A 16,144-nucleotide genomic window follows, 5' to 3' on the forward strand; every position below is an offset into this window, starting at 1 on the left:
GCAGCGGAAGCCGCCGCGTACTACAGTAAGTGAAATGTGGAATATCTGCCGCCGTGGTGGTGAACGCCGGCTCCGGCGCACGCTGATCGGCGCGGCGATCGCGACGGCCGCGTGGGGGTCCCTCGCCCCGCTCCCCGCTGCTGCAACCCCCGAGATGCCGTCGCAGCTCGCGGTCGAGATCCCCTACCTCGGCACGGCGGATCGCACCATCCCCGCCGATTGGGAGGTAACCGAGTGCCCCGTCGGGGCACCGCCGAACCTCGTCCACCTGAGCTGCACCGGTCAGCGCATCCGGTTCACCGCCACCGGCTACGTCGCCGACTCGGCGGCGCAGACCGTCGACGTCGCCTTCGCGGTGGACGGGTCCGACCACGTCCTGAGCTACGAGGTGACGCTCGGCTTCCCGCGCCTCGACGGGCCTGCGAGCACCCCGTACGGATTCCCGCTCGCCCAGGGGACCCCGGTGACGATCCCGTTCATCGAGCTCGCAGCCTCGTGCGCAGCCTGCACGGACACGGGACCGACCTACTTCGCCGCGCACGTCGACCCCCCTGCAGCCGGTCGTGCGACGTTCTCCGGGCTCGGGCTCGTCTTCGCACCGTCACCCGACTTCACCGGCACGGCGACGCTCTCCTTCCGCGTCCGCGACCCGACCGGCCAGGAGACCGCCCGGGCGCGCATCCCGGTCTCGGTGGTGGCCGGGCGGAGCCACGCGCCGTCCATCACGCCGAACGCCGTGGCCGTCGGCCCGGACGAGGAGGCGCACGGCAACGCCCTCCGCGACGACATCCAGGAGCCCGAGGTCGAGACCGAGCTCGACAGCTGCAGCGAGGCGGCGAACGGGACGGTGCGCTGCTCACCCGACGGCAGCTTCGTGTACACCCCGGATCCCGGTTTCATCGGGGTCGACGAGTTCGCCTACCACCTCGTGACGAGCTCGACCGGCGACCAGGCCGTCGGCTCGGTCGTCGTCGGGATCGGCATGGACCCGACGACCGTCGTCGACCTGCCGGAGGCCGGCGAGATGACCGCTCCCTTCACCCCACCGCGAGCCGACCCGTCCGCGGACGTCGTCGGCGTCCTCGACCACCTCCGCCAGGCCCTCACCAGGATCACCGTTCCTCGGTCCTGATCCGGCGATCCACCGCACGCAGAATCGGACCAACCATGCGCCTCTCCCTGACGATCCCCTCGACGAACCGACGTCCGGGTGCCGACCACCCGGCGCCGAGCGGGCAGGACGACGTCCTCCTGGAGGTCGACGAGCAGGTCACGGTCGGCGAGGTCGCCGCGGCACTCGACCTCGCGCCGGAGGTCATCGCCCCCGACGTCGATCCCGAGCACGAACTCGCGACCACCGACGTCCGCAACGGGGCGGTGCTCCCGCGCGTCGTGGGCGAGCGACTGCCCGTCGGCACCCTGCGGTTGGAGTTCGTCGCCGGCCCGTTCGCCGGTGAGACGGTCGCACTGCCCGCGGGCGTGTCGATCTCGGTCGGGCAAGCGGTCGGCGCGCACCTGCGCCTCCTCGACCCCGCGGTCGACGACCAGCACGCGACCATCCAGGTCCCCCGCGCCGGCAGCCTCCCGGACGCCGCCGACCCTCGGCGGGAGTCGGCGTCGACGTCGATCCCGCCCGTGACGATCGAGCCACGCAGCGAACACGGTCGGACCCTCGTCAACGGGGCGCCGATCGCCGAGACCACCGAGCTCGGTGCCGACGACCTCGTGCAGATCGGCGCGAGCATCGTCCGGCTCGGGCGACAACCTCGGTCCGATGCCGACACGATGCCGGACGCGCTGGGGACCACGGCGTTCAACCGGGCCGCTCGGATCCGCCCGCCCGCGCAGCAACCCACCGTCAAGCTCCCCGGCGAACGACCGACCTCGTCGGATCGCGCACCGCTCCCCTGGCTCTCGGCGCTCGTCCCGGTCGTCATCGGTGTGGGCAGCGCCCTCGCATTCGGCCGGCCGTTCATGTTGCTCATGGCCGCCGCCTCGCCGCTGATGGTGGTCGCGTCCTACCTGACGAGTCGGAAACTCGCGAAACGGACCGGCCGGCGCACGCTCGAGACGTGGGCGGCGGAGGTCACCGAGACCGGCGAGACGATCGAGCGCATCCGCCGGACGCAGCGGATCCGGTCCTGGCGCACGAACCTCGATCCGGTGTCGATCGCGGACGTCGCGACCACCCCGACGGCCCGGCTCTGGGAGCGGCGGCTCGGAGACGACGACGCCGCGCTCGTCCGGGTCGGCGTGGGCGAGATGGACCTCGACGTCCGCTACGAGGGCCGCCGCGCACGGGCGGACGGCGAACCGATCACGATCGGTGTCTCACCGGTCCCGATGAGCGTCGACCTCACGGCCGGCGTCGTCGGCATTGCCGGCTCGAGGAAGGTCGCGCTCGGCATCGCCCGTTCGATGGTGACCGCGCTCGCCGTCACCCGATCCCCGCGGGACCTCCGTCTCGTCCTCCTCTGCGGCGAGGAGGCGGCCGCCGACTGGTCGTGGTTCCGATGGCTCCCCCACGCCGACGGTGGTCAGGCAGCCCTGAAGCTCGTCGGCAACACCGACGACTCCCGGCTCACGCGCATCCGGGAACTGACGGCGGTGCTCGAGTCGCGGCGGGCTGCCCGGTCGACCAGCAGCCGGACCGCCTTCGACGCCCACGTCGTCGTCGTGATCGACGAGGCCAGGGCGTGGCGCACGCTCCCCGGCATGGTCTCGCTCCTCGAGCACGGGCCGGGCGTCGGGATCTTCGTCATCGCGCTCGAGGAGGACCGGGCGAGGCTCCCCGAGGAGTCCGCGACCGAAGTCCTCGTCGATCCGCTCGATCCGACGATGGGATCCGTCGAGTCCACGAGCGCGCGGGCGATCCGGATCCTCTTCGACGTCACGACCGCACGACAGGCGGAGACGATCGCGCGGGCCCTGGCTCCCGTCGTGCACGTCGGTGGTGCCGGCGACGACACGATGCTGCCGCGGAGTGTGCGCTTCGTCGACCTGGTGTCACTCGATCTGGACGACCCGGAGGCGATCATCACCTCGTGGCTCTATCGACCTCGCGAGACCCGAGGCGTCGTCGGCGCAGGGCAGGACGGGGCGTTCGCCCTCGACCTCGCCGCCGACGGCCCGCACGGTCTCGTCGCCGGGACGACGGGTGCCGGCAAGTCGGAGTTCCTGCAGACCCTCGTCGTCTCGCTCGCCCTCGCCAACCGGCCCGACGCCCTCACCTTCGTGCTCGTCGACTACAAGGGCGGTTCCGCGTTCGCCGACTGCGAACGGCTGCCGCACACGGTCGGCCTCGTCACGAACCTCGACGGGCGCGAGACGGAGCGGGCTCTCGAGTCGCTCGATGCGGAGCTCAAACGGCGCGAGCGCGTCCTCGTCGACCTCGGGGCGAAGGACGCCGACACCGCCTGGGAGAAGGATCCTGAGGCCGCTGCGGCTCGGGGGCTCGCCCGCCTCGTCCTGGTGATCGACGAGTTCGCCGAACTCAAGTCGGAGCTACCGGACTTCGTCTCCGGGCTCGTCCGCATCGCGCGGGTCGGCCGGTCGCTCGGGGTCCACCTGATCCTTGCGACGCAACGTCCGTCCGGCGCGATCACGCCGGAGATGCAGTCGAACACCAACCTCCGCGTCGCCTTGCGCGTGACGGACAAGGCGGATTCGACGGACATCCTCGGCTCGCCGGAAGCCGCGTCGATCGCCGCCAGCACGCCGGGTCGCGGGTACGCGCGACGTGGTCCCGGAGCGGCACCCGCCGCATTCCAGACGGCCCGTGTCGCCGGACGTCGACCCGGTGTCGCGCACACGGTGGCGGCTCCCCCAGCGGTCCTGCGGCGAGGGTGGCGTGATCTCGGCGCGCCGGTGCGGTTCCCCGCAAACGCTGCACCGACCACGCCGGTCGACCACGACGACACCGACCTGCGGGCGATCGTCGACGTCATCACCAGGGCGACCGACCGCCTCGGCATCACCAAGAACCCGTCCCCGTGGCTCGATCCGCTCCCCGAGCTACTGACGCTCGACGACATCCCGCCGGCGCATGGGCAGGGAGCCATAGTCCTCGGGCTCGAGGACGTCCCGAGCGAGCAGGCGCAGCGGACCCTCGAATGGAGCGTCGTCACGGACTCCCACCTCGCTTTCATCGGTGGCGCCCGGTCGGGTCGCACGTCCATCCTGCGGACGATGGTGGCGCAGCTCGCGGAGCGGTTCCCACCCGAAGACCTCCACCTCCACGCGATCGACTACGGCAACGGCGCCCTCGCCCCGATGGCCGACCTCCCCCACTGCGGTGCCGTGGTCACGCCGCTCGAGTCGGGCCGTCTCGGGCGCTTCCTGAACCGCCTGAGCGACGAGATCGCGATGCGCCAGCGTGTGCTCGCCGGCCGAGGTGTCGGAGACCTGGTGGAACTGCGCTCGATGGTCAGCCGGTCCGACGGCACCGCACCGCCGTTCGTCGTCGTCGTCGTGGATGGCTACGAACGCTTGATCGCGAGCGCCGGCGACGGTGCTCGGGAGTTGCGAGACGTCTTCGTCGATCTCCTCCGAGACGGCCCCGCCGTCGGGGTCCGTGTCGTCATCACCGCGGATCGAACCTTCTACGCCGACCGGATCCAAGCGTATTTCGATCAGCGGATCACCCTCCCGTTCACGGACCGAGGCGACTACCAGCTTGCCCGGATACGGACGTCGTCGCTCCCCGCTCATATCCCTCCGGGGCGAGCCTTCTTCGACACCCCGCTGCGTGAGGCACAACTCGCCCTCCTGGCTGGCGGCACATCGAGCGCTGAACAGGCATCCACATTCGGTCAGTCAACGGCTGACCGCGGGCCCACACCCGCCCGTGGGCCGGCCAAACCGTTCCGGGTGGACGAGCTGCCCGACGCCATCAGCGTGCGCGAGGCCTCACGCCTCCCCTTGGCTGATTCAGCCGAGCCCCACGACGTACTCCTGGGCGTCGGCGGCGATGAACTGTCGCAACGACGGGCGAAGCCGGACAGCGGCATCCTCATCGCGGGAGAACGGCGCTCTGGACGATCAAGCGCCCTCGCCATGATCGCTGAGCAGTTGTACGCCCTCGACCGTCCGACGATCGTCGTCGCGTTGCGCGATTCACCGGCACGCCTGACTGCGAGCCGCTTGCACCTGCCGCTCGTCACCTCCGCCGATCTCGACCGCGAGCAGTTCGTCGCAGTCTTCAGACCTGCGAAGGAACAAGCGCAGGCACAGGGTCTTCGGTCGATCTGTGTACTCATCGATGACGTCGAACTCCTGTCCGGGACGACCCTCGAACAGGCCCTCCTGGGGAATCTGGAGATCCTGTCGTGCATCGTCGTCGCGCTCGCGGACGAACTCGGCGTGTACAAGTCGCTCGTGCAGGAAGCACGACTCGGCAAGGTGGGGCTCATCCTGTCCCCGCAGAACCAGACGCACGGCACCAATGCCTTCGGGACGGCGATCCCGAGGGAGTTCCTGGGTCGAGCGCCGAGCGGGCGGGGCGTCCTCTACAGCGACGGGGAGTTCAGCTGGGTTCAGGCTCCGCTGCCTGCTCTGTGATGCGTCCCGACACGCTATAGTCGACTGAAATACCAAATTCTACAAACCAGAGGTGGGTCATGCCGGACTACGCTATCGATCCGAACGTCGTTTCAGCAGTCGGCAACGCGCTGGACGGCTACGTCGCCACCATCCCGCGGCCGAGCTGGTCCGAGGACGGCGCCTGTCGCTCCGACGTCGTGACCAGCGCGGTCGGTGATCTCGCTGATTGGGCGGTCGCGGCTTGGTCACGCTGCGAGGACGGCATCTCCATCGCGGGCTTGCGCGCCAACGAGGCCGCACGGGTGCAGCGCGAAGCGGACGAGCGGGTGGCTCGCGACGCGTCCCCCTACGGGCACTGGACGATCTGAGCGCGAGGGACGGACGACATGAGCAACTGGACACCGGACGACCCAGGGGCCGGCGACCTCGCCGAACTCGAGACCATGCGCGACGGGCTGGCCGCCACGACCACCACCGCTCAGGACCTGCGCCAATCACTCGCCCAATCCCAGACCAGCGCACAAGCGGCTTGGTCAGGCGACGCTGCGACGATGTGGGCGGCCGGGGTGAGCGCGGAGATCAGCCGGCTCGAACAGATCGCCACGTCGAGCGACGCCGCGCGCTCCGCCCTCGCCGACCACATCGAAGCAGTGGCGTCGATCGCCGAACGGGCTCAAACCCAGCGCGACACCATCACCGACCTCACCACCGAAGCGCAGCGCGCCGGCTTCATCGTCCAAGCCGTCAGGACGTCATCGGTGCCCGGAAGCGTCACCTGCACCCTACCGAGCGGCATGAGTCCGCCGAGCAGGTCGTACCGAGACAAAGCCTCCGCGTTCGAGACCGACATCAACGCCGCCGCCGGGATCATCGCCTCGCTCGCCGAAGAACGCACCAGCGCAGACACCACCCTCGCCACCACCGTCAGCGCGGCGATCGAGGGCTGGGCCCAGGAGGCAGCGCACTACCGATCGATCGGCATCACCGACCCCAAGGACATGCTGCCGTCGAGGCTCATGCCCGCCCTCATCGACTACACCAGAGACCTCACCACCCAAGACGGCGACCTCACCCCGGAACAGGTCAGCGCGCTCAGCTTCTTCCTCCAGCAGAACGCCTCCGACGCCGCAGCGATGAGCTACTACTTCAACGCACTCGGCGGCGACACGACCGGCGACCTCGTCGACACACTGAACGACCTCCTGACCAGCACCGGCCGGAACACCAAGGACCTGCCAAACGACGCCGTGATGTCCCTCGCAACCCTGATCCGCCAAGGGCTCGCGACCGGGTCCGCAAGGTGGAATGAGGGCGCCGGCGAACGATTCGCCACGGAGCTGCTCGAGAACGATCACCGAGGCGCTGCCGCGTTCCTGTTCACCGGTCCCCCCTACCTCGGCCCGACCGTCGCATCCGCCGCCGCCGTCCATGTCGACCAGTACGAACGCGTCAACGGCACCCGCGCCCCACACTGGTCCTACACCCTGCTCGCCTACGGCGGAAACTCCGACACCGATTCCGGCTACGACCTCGCCGGTCGCATCTTCGAGACGCTCGGACAATACCCGGACGCCGCACTCGCCTTCATCGCAGACCGTGAGGTCACTAAAATCCCGGATCCCGACCACCCCGGCAGCCGCAAAACGTCAACCACAGGCGCCGACCGAGTCGCCTACTGGTTCGGAGAGCGCGATTGGTCACTCGAAGACCACTTCACCGGCCCCGCCGCACTGCTGGAAGGCGCCCAACGCGCAGACGGCGGCAGGCTGGCGCCTCCCCTCACCCTGGACACCAACGACCTCGTCTCAGCCCTCATCGCCCAGGCCGCCAACGCCCTCACCTCTAACCCGAGCTTCACCTCAGAACACCTCAGCGATGACGCCGCCCTGTCCCTCGCCCAATCCCTCCTGCCCTACCTCAATGATCTGACCTTCTTTCCACTCACCGAATTCACACAGCGATCCACAGATTCCCTGCTTGGTGAGAAGGGGGAGTATCGACGGCCAGTAATCGAGAAGGACGTTCTAGCGGGGTTGATCGGTGCACTCGCCGGCCACGAAGACGCGGCGACGCTCCTCGTGGATGCCGTCGAGTTCTTGGCCACGGGCGAGATCGCGCAGGCCCTGCAATCGACCGATATCGATACGATCAAGGACGCTTACGCTCGAGCCGCTGCGATCACCGGCCTGCTGCGAGGTTCCACACTCGGCGAGACCATCCGCTCAGCCACCGCGATCGTGGAGCGTGGCCAACACGAGCGAGACACCCTCGCCGCGGCGCTCGGTATCGTCCCCCTCCCGGGTGGACCAGCGGTCAGTGTCATCGCATCGATCCTGCGAGGTGAGGCGTTTAACGGCCTCGACGAAGCGAGCGTCGAGGGGCTGCGGAAGCTAGTGGAGAGCAACAAGAGCAGCAGGGACCCACTCAGCGCCTCGTTCCAGGTCGAACTCACCGCGGCGGAACTCCAGAGGCACGGGATTCCGTGCCCACAACCGCCGAGCTGGTCCGACCTCGGCACAGACGACCTGGAGACCCGGGCTCAAGACTTCACCGATGCCGTGAAGGACTGGTTGCAGACCACAGAACGGTCTCTCCCAGATGGCACCGTTCGAGGCATCCATCAGGCGACCGGCACCTATCGGGATCAGCTCGACCTCGCGCTCAACGCCGCAAGTGAGGACGAATGACACCCCGCACCCGCCGCGCCATCAGCCTCGCCGTCCTCCTCGTCGGGTTCACCACCCTCGCCGGCTGCAGCAGCCCTCCCCCGGAAGAGCCCCCGATCCTGCTCCCACCAGTGGCCTGGGAAGACGGCATCGCCCCGTCCTCACCCTTGGAGAGCGACCCGATCGTCCAAGCCGCCCGAACCGCCACCGCCGCCGACGCCTACTCCTGGAACAGTGGCAACTTCGACTTCGCCCAACTCAACCAATCCTGGCAAACCGACGACATCGAATGGAATTACCGCGGCTATATCCAACAGACCGGCCCCCGCTTCTCCTTCATCTTCCCCGGACCACCGGCTTGGACCCCCCTCAGCATCGACGCCAATCCGAATGGCGATTCCCCCACATGGATCATTCTTCGCATCTGCGGGAACTCCGCAGATTGGATCGCACGAGAAGATAAACCGACCACAACTGGTCTCTTCGATCGCGCCACCGCGACCACCGGATTCATCTCCATCACAGACAACGAAGACGGCACCTACACCGTCGTCGATCGGGACTATGGTTCGGGCGGACCCGAAGGCGCCTTCGGCTCGGGTGAACCCTGCGACGGCAGCACCATCCCCGTCGGCCGCTACCGCATCACCCCACCGTTCCCCCGCCTCCCAGTGACGAAAGCCCAGAAACCTCCCCGCTACCTCGACACCGCCGACTGACCCATCACACCCCTGCCACCAGGAACCCACTATGACCTCAACACAGCGCCCCAGCCGACGAACCACCGCCCGCCTGACCGCCCTCGCCGCTCTCGCCGCGATCGCAGCACTCGGCCTCACCGCCTGCACCACCGAAGAACCCAGAGACGTCACCCTCCCAGACCTCGTCTGGGACAACGGCATCGAACCCACCTCTCCCCTCGAATCCGACCCCGACGTCGCCTTCGCCCGCACCATCGACCTCGCCTACGCCTACGCCCACAACACCGGCGACTTCTCGTTCGACACCCTCGTCACCGGCCTCCCCGAACCACGCATCTTCGACGCCTACCAGCACTACCTCGACCAAACCCCCGACACCACCACCCGCTTCCCCGGCCCCTACCCCTGGCAACCCCTCAGCATCGAACCCAACGACCCACCCACCAACTACACCGGCGACATCACCCTCACCCTCATCACCTGGTGCGGCCCCGGCGACAACCTCTGGCTCCAAACCCAAACCGACCCAGACCACACCGGCGCCTTCGACCCCGCACTCGCCCGCACCGGCTACATGATCATCGGCCACCGCGAAGACGGCACCCGCTTCAACGCCGGCGCCAGCTACGCCACCGGCAACCACCTCCGCGGCGCCAGCGAACCCTGCAACGGCGACGACATCCCCATCGGCCGATTCCCCAACCCCACACCCTTCCCCAACCACCCCATCACCCAAGCCCCCCACCCACCACTCACCTTGCCCACCCCCACCACACACCCCTGAACCCATGCCCACACCGAACACCCAACCCGCCCACCACGCCGCCCGCGACCAGCGCCGCCCGGCCCGCAACGCCACCCGCGAGAACAGGCGATGACCAACACCCGCCGTAGCACCGGCCTCGCTGTTCTCCTGACCGGGCTCGCCACCCTCGCCGGCTGCAGCAGCCCTCCCCAGGACGAACCTCCGATCCTGCTCCCGCCAGTCGCCTGGGAGGACGGCATCGCCCCGTCCTCACCGTTGGAGAGCGACCCGATCGTCCAAGCCGCCCGAACCGCCAGTGCGTCCGACGCCTACTCCTGGAACACCGGCAACTTCGACTTCGCCCAACTCAACCAGACCTGGCAAACCGACACCATCGAACGGAACTACCGCGGCTACATCCAACAGACCGGCCCCCGCTTCTCCTTCATCTTCCCCGGACCACCCGCCTGGACCCCCCTCAGCATCGAAACCCGTCCTCCGACGCACACCAACCGGCGACTCATCCTCCGCATCTGCGGGAACTCCGCAGATTGGATCGCACGAGAAGACAAATCGACCACAACCGGTCTCTTCGATCGCGCCACCGCAACGACCGGCTACTTCGACATCGCCGACAATGACGACGGCACCTACACCGTCGTCGATCGGAACTATGGCGGCTACGGACACGGCGCCTTCGGCTCGGGTGAACGCTGCGACGGCAGCACCATCCCCGTCGGCCGCTACCGCATCACCCCACCGTTCCCCCGCCTCCCACTGACGAAAGCCCAGAAACCACCCCGCTACCTCGACACCACCGACGATTAACCGACTGTCGGGAGCTGAGCGACCACTCTCGCGCCAGGAGGGCGCGATCTCACCGGGTGGCGATGAAGATCGCTGTACCGAGTGCCATGAACACCAGCAGGAACATCGCCGGACTGTTCGCGAACCTCGAGCGGCCGAAACGCAACACCGAGCGCCCGATCGGCACGGTGACCCGCTCGACGGGCTCGCGCAACCACCGCGGGAAGTCCGGGGGCGGGCGGCGGTCGACGAGTACCTCCACCGGCATCGGACGCGGCGCGATCATCGGTCCCGTCGGCAGCGGCGTCGCGCCGGGTCGGTCAGTGCTCGCCACACACCCCTCGGCGGCTTCATCGACCACCCGCCGAGGCGGGGCCAGCGGGTCGACGAACCCCCAGCCGGCCGAACCGCCGGGATCCACCCGCCACGTGGGGACCGGCGGCGGGACGATCGGGAAGTGCTCGACGATGCGCCCGCCGGATGCGTCTGACATGTGGAATATCATAGTCGCCGGCATCCTCATCACACCGGCTGTCCACAGGCGCATTGACGCCAGGTGCGGGCTCGGTCCCCGACTCGGCCGCGGGAGTCCTGAGGCCGGACCCGCGTCAGCCGAGGAGTCCGAGCGCCCGCACGGCCTCGCGCTCCTCCTCGAGCTCGGCGATCGAGACGTCGATACGTGCCTGCCACTCAGGCGCGACGTCGAGACCCTCGACGACCTCCCAGCGTCCATCGACGGATCGCGCCGGGAACGAGCTGACGAGGCCCTCCGGGACGCCGTACCAACCCTCCGAGGGAAGCGCCACGGACGTCCACCGCTCCGGCCGGTCAGGAATACCCGTACCGTTCACCCAGTCGGACACGTGGTCGATCGCGGCGGACGCAGCGGACGCTGCCGACGACGACCCCCGCACCGCGATGATCTCCGCCCCGCGCTTCGCCACCCGAGGGATGAACTCGTCGGCGATCCATTCCTCGTCGACGAGATCGGGGGCCGGACGACCACCGACCGTCGCGTGGGAGAGGTCCGGAACCTGCGTCGCCGAGTGGTTGCCCCAGATCACGACGCCGTCGATCTCGGACACGGGTGCGCCGGTCTTGGCGGCCAGCTGCGCGACGGCACGGTTGTGGTCGAGTCGGGTCAGGGCGGTGAACCGTTCGGCCGGCACCCCGGCTGCCGCCGACTGCGCGATGAGTGCGTTCGTGTTGGCCGGGTTGCCGACCACCAGGACGCGCACGTCGTCGGCCGCACCGGCTCCGATCGCCGCGCCCTGCGGTGCGAAGATCCCGCCGTTCGCCGCGAGCAGGTCGCCTCGTTCCATCCCAGGACCCCTGGGGCGGGCTCCCACGAGGAGCGCGACATTCACCCCCTCGAAGGCGCGCGACGCCTCCGTAGTCGTCTCGACACCGGCCAGCAGCGGGAAGGCACCGTCCTGCAGCTCGAGTGCGGTCCCTTCGGCCGCCCCGAGCCCCTGCGGGATCTCCAACAGGCGCAGGAGCACGGGGCGGTCCGGCCCCAGCAGCTGACCGGACGCGATGCGGAAGAGCAGGGAGTAGCCGATCTGGCCTCCGGCTCCGGTGACGGTGACGACGGTGGGTTCACTCATGCGCCCACGCTACTCCGCCGGGTGAGGCGTGGTCCTACTCCGCGACCTCCGGGGTGGGTCGTGAGGCCTGCATGTCCGCCTCGGCGGAGTCGACCGCCTCGTGCTCCTCCGGAGACACCGGCCCCACCCGGCTCTTGCGTTGGGCCGAGGACTCGGACGGCAGCGCGACGGCCGCCTCCGTGATGCGGTTCGCCATCCCGTTGAAGATGATCCCGTGGAACGGCAGGATCGCGAACCAGTAGAGGCGTCCGCCGAGCCCCTTCGGGAAGAAGACGGCGCGCTGCCGGTAGACCGAGCCGTCGCCGACCGGGGTCGCGCTCATCTCCAGCCACGCGAGACCGGGCACGCGCATCTCGGCGCGCAGGCGAAGCATCCGACCACGTTCGAGGTACTCCACGCGCCAGAAGTCGAGAGCGTCCCCCACGCTGAGGTGCTGCGGATCGTCGCGCCCACGACGGAGGCCGACGCCCCCGACGAGCTTGTCCATCCAGCCGCGGACCGCCCAGGCCAGCGGGAACGAGTACCAGCCGTTCTCGCCGCCGATGGACTCGATCACCGAGAAGAGCCGGTCGGCGCTCGCGGAGGTCTTCCGTTCCTTGAGATCGATGTAGACGGTGTGACCGGCCCAGTCCGGGTCACTCGGCAGCGGGTCGCTCGGCGCGCCGTCCACGGTCGCGTTCCGCCAGGAGGTCTCGACCTCCCCGTCCTTCATCCGCTGGAGCGCCAGTCGGACCGCGCGCCGGTAGCCGGTCAGGCCACCCTCAGGCGGCGGGATGACCGCGTCGATGTCGTGGTCGCCCATGATGCAGTCGACCAGCAACGACTCGATGATCGGCGACGCGAGCCGACGCGGGATCGGGGTCACGAGGTTCACCCACTGCGAGGCCAACCAGGGGGTGAGGACCGGGAGCGGCGCGATCGGACGCTGCGCGAGACCCGCCTCCACCGCGTAGCCGTTCATCATCTGCCCGTAGCGGAGGACGTCGGGACCACCGATGTCGAACGCCCGGTTCACGTCGCGGTCGACCTCGGCGCTCGCCAACAGGTAGTGCAGGACGTCGCGGACCGCGATCGGCTGGATGAAGTTCCGCACCCAGCGCGGCGCCGGCATGTACGGCAGGATGTCCGTCAGGTGGCGGATCATCTCGAACGAGGTCGATCCGGAGCCGATGACCACGCCGGCCTGCAGGACGATCGTCGGAACACCCGAGGCGAGCAGGATCCGTCCGACCTCGGTGCGTGACCGCAGGTGCTTCGACAGCTCGACACCCTCGGGGTGCAGTCCACCGAGGTAGACGATGCGCGACACCCCTGCCGCGGCAGCGCCGGCGGCCACGTGTTCCGCAGCGTCGAGCTCCGTCTGCTCGAAGTCGCCCTTGCCGCCCATCGAATGCACGAGGTAGTAGACGACGTCGACGTCCACGCAGGCCGATGCGACCTGAGCCGCGTCACCGAGATCACCCTCGACGACCTCCACCTGATCGCGCCAGGGCACGTCGGTGAGCTTCTGCGGCGAGCGCACGAGCACTCGGACCGTGTACCCGGCCTCCAGCAGCCGCGGCACGAGCCGCCCGCCGATGTAGCCGGTGGCACCCGTGACGAGCACGCGCTTCGGAGTCGATGATTCGGTCATGGGTGCAACGTTACGACCCGTCGACGACAGCGGCGCCCGGCTGTACAGCCGGGCGCCGCTGTGCAAGCACCACGCGGGTGCCACGAGTCGCTACAGGAGCGCCTTCGTGTGCCAGACGGTCTTCACCTCGGTGAACGCGGTGATCCGGTCGAGACTCGCGGGGACCGAGCCCCGGGAACCGTTCGGGCGGACCACCCGTTTGAGCGTCTCGGCCGCGAGGACCTCGAGCTCGATCCAGTCGAGCTCACCGGCGCCGGCGAGGTCGATCGCGTTGACGTCGGCGTGCGATGCGAGCCACGGAGCCATCTCAGCCGGCGATCCGGTCAGCACGTTCACGACGCCGCCGGGGACGTCACTCGTGGCGAGCACCTCGGCGAGGCTGATCGACGAGAGCGGCAGGCGCTCGCTCGCGATCACGACGACCGTGTTCCCGGCGACCAGCGCTGGAGCGACGACGCTCACGAATCCGAGGAGCGACGTGTCCTGCGGCGCGATGAGCGCGACGACGCCCGTCGGCTCCGGAACCGAGAGATTGAAGTACGGACCGGAGACGGGGTTCGCTCCCCCGACCACCTGGACGTACTTGTCCGCCCAGCCCGCGTACCAGACCCAGAGGTCGATGGCCTCGTCGACCTGTGCTGCGGCCTTCGCCTGCGAGACGCCCTCGGCCTGGACGATCTCCTCGATGAACTGCGCCCGCCGACCCTCGAGCAGCTCGGCGATGCGGTACAGCACCTGCCCGCGGTTGTAGGCGGTGGCACCCGACCAACCGGCGAGTGCCGATCGTGCGGCGACCACCGCGTCGCGGGCGTCCTTCCGCGAGGCGAGCGATGCGTTCGCGAGGAACTCCCCCTTGGCATTCGTCACCTCGTACGTCCTTCCGGATTCGCTGCGTGGGAACTTGCCGCCGATGGCGAGCTTGTAGGTCTTCGGGATGGTGAGCCGGCTCATCGCTGGGCTCCCTTCTTGGCAGCCTTGGGAGCTGCGGTGGGGGCGGACACTGCGGAACCGGCCGGCGCGAGGTAGGCACCGAGCCCGTGGCGGCCACCCTCGCGGCCGTACCCCGACTCCTGGTACCCGCCGAACGGGCTGGCGGGATCGAAGCGGTTGAAGGTGTTCGCCCAGATGACGCCGGCGCGGAGCTTGTCCGCGACCGCGAGGATCCGGCTGCCCTTGTCGCTCCAGATCCCGGCCGACAGTCCGTACGGGGTGTTGTTCGCCTTCGCGATGGCCTCCGCGGGCGTCCGGAAGGACATCACCGAGAGGACCGGCCCGAAGATCTCCTCGCGGGCGATCCGGTGGCTGGTGGACACGTTCGTGAAGATGGTCGGCGCGAACCAGAACCCGTTCTCGGGCAGCTCGCAGTCCGGGCTCCACCGTTCGGCGCCTTCGAGCTCGCCGATGTCCGAGAGCTCACGGATGCGGGCCAACTGCTCGGCCGAGTTGATCGCGCCGACGTCCGTGTTCTTGTCGAGCGGGTCGCCGACGCGCAGCGTCTGCAGACGGCTCTTCAAGCGGTCGACGACCTCGTCGTGGATGCTCTCCTGGACGAGGAGCCGGGATCCGGCGCAGCAGACGTGACCCTGGTTGAAGAAGATGCCGTTGACGATGCCTTCGATGGCCTGGTCGATCGGTGCGTCGTCGAACACGATGTTCGCCGCCTTGCCACCGAGCTCGAGCGTCAGGCGCTTGTCGCTGCCGGCGATGGTCTTCGCGATCTCGCGCCCGACGGCGGTCGATCCGGTGAAGGCGACCTTGTCGACGTCGGGGTGGCGCACGATCGCCGCCCCGGTCGCTCCGGCACCCGTGACGATGTTCACGACACCGGCCGGCAGCTCGGCCTGCTGGAGGATCTCGGCGAAGATGAGTGCCGTGAGCGGGGTGGTCTCGGCCGGCTTGATGACGACCGTGTTGCCGGCGGCGAGCGCCGGTGCGACCTTCCACGCGAGCATGAGGAGCGGGAAGTTCCACGGGATGACCTGCCCGGCCACCCCGAGGGCACGAGGGTTCGCGCCGAGGCCCGCGTAGTCGAGCTTGTCGGCCCAACCGGCGTAGTAGAAGAACCAGGCGGCGACGAGCGGGACGTCGACGTCGCGGGACTCCTTGATCGGCTTGCCGTTGTCGAGGCTCTCCGCCACGGCGAGCTCGCGGGCGCGCTCCTGGACGAGGCGCGCGATCCGGAAGAGGTACTTGCCGCGGTCGGCGCCCGACAGCTTCGACCACACGCGGTCGTAGGCACGCCGCGCGGCGACGACGGCGCGATCGACGTCGGCGTCACTCGCCGCGGAGATCGTCGCGATCGACTGCTCGGTGCTCGGGGAGATCGTCTGGAAGGTCCCACCCGTACCCTCGGTGAACTCGCCGTCGATGAAGAGGCCGTACTCGGAACGGAGGTGGAGGACGGAGGTGGACTCCGGGGCTGGTGCGTATTCGAGGAAGCTCAT

Annotated in this window: 12 protein-coding genes; 7 read left to right on the forward strand and 5 right to left on the reverse strand. The window is 69.1% G+C overall.

The features are described 5' to 3' along the window. The first annotated feature begins 34 nt into the window (after positions 1-34). The 7 genes from B9Y95_RS15415 (at position 35) to B9Y95_RS15445 (ending at position 10,481) form a co-directional block, all read left to right on the forward strand. On the forward strand, positions 35-1,132 hold the full coding sequence (locus B9Y95_RS15415) for an Ig-like domain-containing protein (RefSeq protein ID WP_085513126.1): 1,098 nt from the start codon (positions 35-37) through the stop codon (positions 1,130-1,132). A 35-nt stretch (positions 1,133-1,167) separates the two neighbouring features. Continuing rightward, positions 1,168-5,559 (forward strand): FtsK/SpoIIIE domain-containing protein, encoded by a 4,392-nt coding sequence (locus tag B9Y95_RS15420; RefSeq protein WP_085513128.1) that lies wholly within the window; start codon positions 1,168-1,170, stop codon positions 5,557-5,559. A 59-nt stretch (positions 5,560-5,618) separates the two neighbouring features. Beyond that, positions 5,619-5,909: a hypothetical protein gene (locus B9Y95_RS15425; protein WP_085513130.1), complete on the forward strand. Its 291-nt coding sequence runs from the start codon at positions 5,619-5,621 to the stop codon at positions 5,907-5,909. An 18-nt stretch (positions 5,910-5,927) separates the two neighbouring features. Continuing rightward, positions 5,928-8,228, forward strand: coding sequence for a DUF6571 family protein (locus B9Y95_RS15430; RefSeq protein ID WP_085513132.1), 2,301 nt, complete (start codon positions 5,928-5,930; stop codon positions 8,226-8,228). Continuing rightward, complete coding sequence (locus tag B9Y95_RS15435) at positions 8,225-8,926, forward strand: hypothetical protein (protein WP_085513135.1); 702 nt, start codon at positions 8,225-8,227, stop codon at positions 8,924-8,926. Before B9Y95_RS15430 ends, B9Y95_RS15435 begins: the two co-directional genes overlap by 4 nt. A gap of 31 nt (positions 8,927-8,957) precedes the next feature. Then, positions 8,958-9,692: a hypothetical protein gene (locus B9Y95_RS15440; RefSeq protein WP_085513137.1), complete on the forward strand. Its 735-nt coding sequence runs from the start codon at positions 8,958-8,960 to the stop codon at positions 9,690-9,692. 90 nt (positions 9,693-9,782) lie between these two features. Further along, complete coding sequence (locus tag B9Y95_RS15445; RefSeq protein WP_085513139.1) at positions 9,783-10,481, forward strand: hypothetical protein; 699 nt, start codon at positions 9,783-9,785, stop codon at positions 10,479-10,481. Between the two features lie 49 nt (positions 10,482-10,530). On the opposite strand, the gene B9Y95_RS15450 is transcribed toward B9Y95_RS15445, so the two are convergent. From B9Y95_RS15450 to B9Y95_RS15470, 5 genes are all read right to left on the reverse strand, one after another. Continuing rightward, on the reverse strand, positions 10,531-10,953 hold the full coding sequence (locus B9Y95_RS15450; RefSeq protein WP_085513142.1) for a hypothetical protein: 423 nt from the start codon (positions 10,951-10,953) through the stop codon (positions 10,531-10,533). Positions 10,954-11,068: 115 nt separating this feature from the next. After that, positions 11,069-12,067: a malate dehydrogenase gene (locus B9Y95_RS15455; RefSeq protein WP_085513144.1), complete on the reverse strand. Its 999-nt coding sequence runs from the start codon at positions 12,065-12,067 to the stop codon at positions 11,069-11,071. Positions 12,068-12,101: 34 nt separating this feature from the next. Further along, entirely contained in the window at positions 12,102-13,700 is a 1,599-nt protein-coding gene (locus B9Y95_RS15460; RefSeq protein ID WP_085513146.1) for an SDR family oxidoreductase, read from the reverse strand. A 90-nt stretch (positions 13,701-13,790) separates the two neighbouring features. Next, positions 13,791-14,651 (reverse strand): aldehyde dehydrogenase family protein, encoded by an 861-nt coding sequence (locus B9Y95_RS15465; RefSeq protein ID WP_085513148.1) that lies wholly within the window; start codon positions 14,649-14,651, stop codon positions 13,791-13,793. Beyond that, entirely contained in the window at positions 14,648-16,144 is a 1,497-nt protein-coding gene (locus B9Y95_RS15470; protein ID WP_085513150.1) for an aldehyde dehydrogenase family protein, read from the reverse strand. Before B9Y95_RS15470 ends, B9Y95_RS15465 begins: the two co-directional genes overlap by 4 nt.

This window comes from Plantibacter flavus (assembly GCF_900177615.1).
Lineage (GTDB): Bacteria > Actinomycetota > Actinomycetes > Actinomycetales > Microbacteriaceae > Plantibacter > Plantibacter flavus.

Bases quoted from the DNA above. Each gene is read 5' to 3' on its own strand.
- B9Y95_RS15415 (WP_085513126.1), top strand. From the start codon at position 35: ATGTGGAATATCTGCCGCCGTGGTGGTGAACGCCGGCTCCGGCGCACG.
- B9Y95_RS15420 (WP_085513128.1), top strand. From the start codon at position 1,168: ATGCGCCTCTCCCTGACGATCCCCTCGACGAACCGACGTCCGGGTGCC.
- B9Y95_RS15425 (WP_085513130.1), top strand. From the start codon at position 5,619: ATGCCGGACTACGCTATCGATCCGAACGTCGTTTCAGCAGTCGGCAAC.
- B9Y95_RS15430 (WP_085513132.1), top strand. From the start codon at position 5,928: ATGAGCAACTGGACACCGGACGACCCAGGGGCCGGCGACCTCGCCGAA.
- B9Y95_RS15435 (WP_085513135.1), top strand. From the start codon at position 8,225: ATGACACCCCGCACCCGCCGCGCCATCAGCCTCGCCGTCCTCCTCGTC.
- B9Y95_RS15440 (WP_085513137.1), top strand. From the start codon at position 8,958: ATGACCTCAACACAGCGCCCCAGCCGACGAACCACCGCCCGCCTGACC.
- B9Y95_RS15445 (WP_085513139.1), top strand. From the start codon at position 9,783: ATGACCAACACCCGCCGTAGCACCGGCCTCGCTGTTCTCCTGACCGGG.
- B9Y95_RS15450 (WP_085513142.1), bottom strand. From the start codon at position 10,953: ATGTCAGACGCATCCGGCGGGCGCATCGTCGAGCACTTCCCGATCGTC.
- B9Y95_RS15455 (WP_085513144.1), bottom strand. From the start codon at position 12,067: ATGAGTGAACCCACCGTCGTCACCGTCACCGGAGCCGGAGGCCAGATC.
- B9Y95_RS15460 (WP_085513146.1), bottom strand. From the start codon at position 13,700: ATGACCGAATCATCGACTCCGAAGCGCGTGCTCGTCACGGGTGCCACC.
- B9Y95_RS15465 (WP_085513148.1), bottom strand. From the start codon at position 14,651: ATGAGCCGGCTCACCATCCCGAAGACCTACAAGCTCGCCATCGGCGGC.
- B9Y95_RS15470 (WP_085513150.1), bottom strand. From the start codon at position 16,144: ATGAGCTTCCTCGAATACGCACCAGCCCCGGAGTCCACCTCCGTCCTC.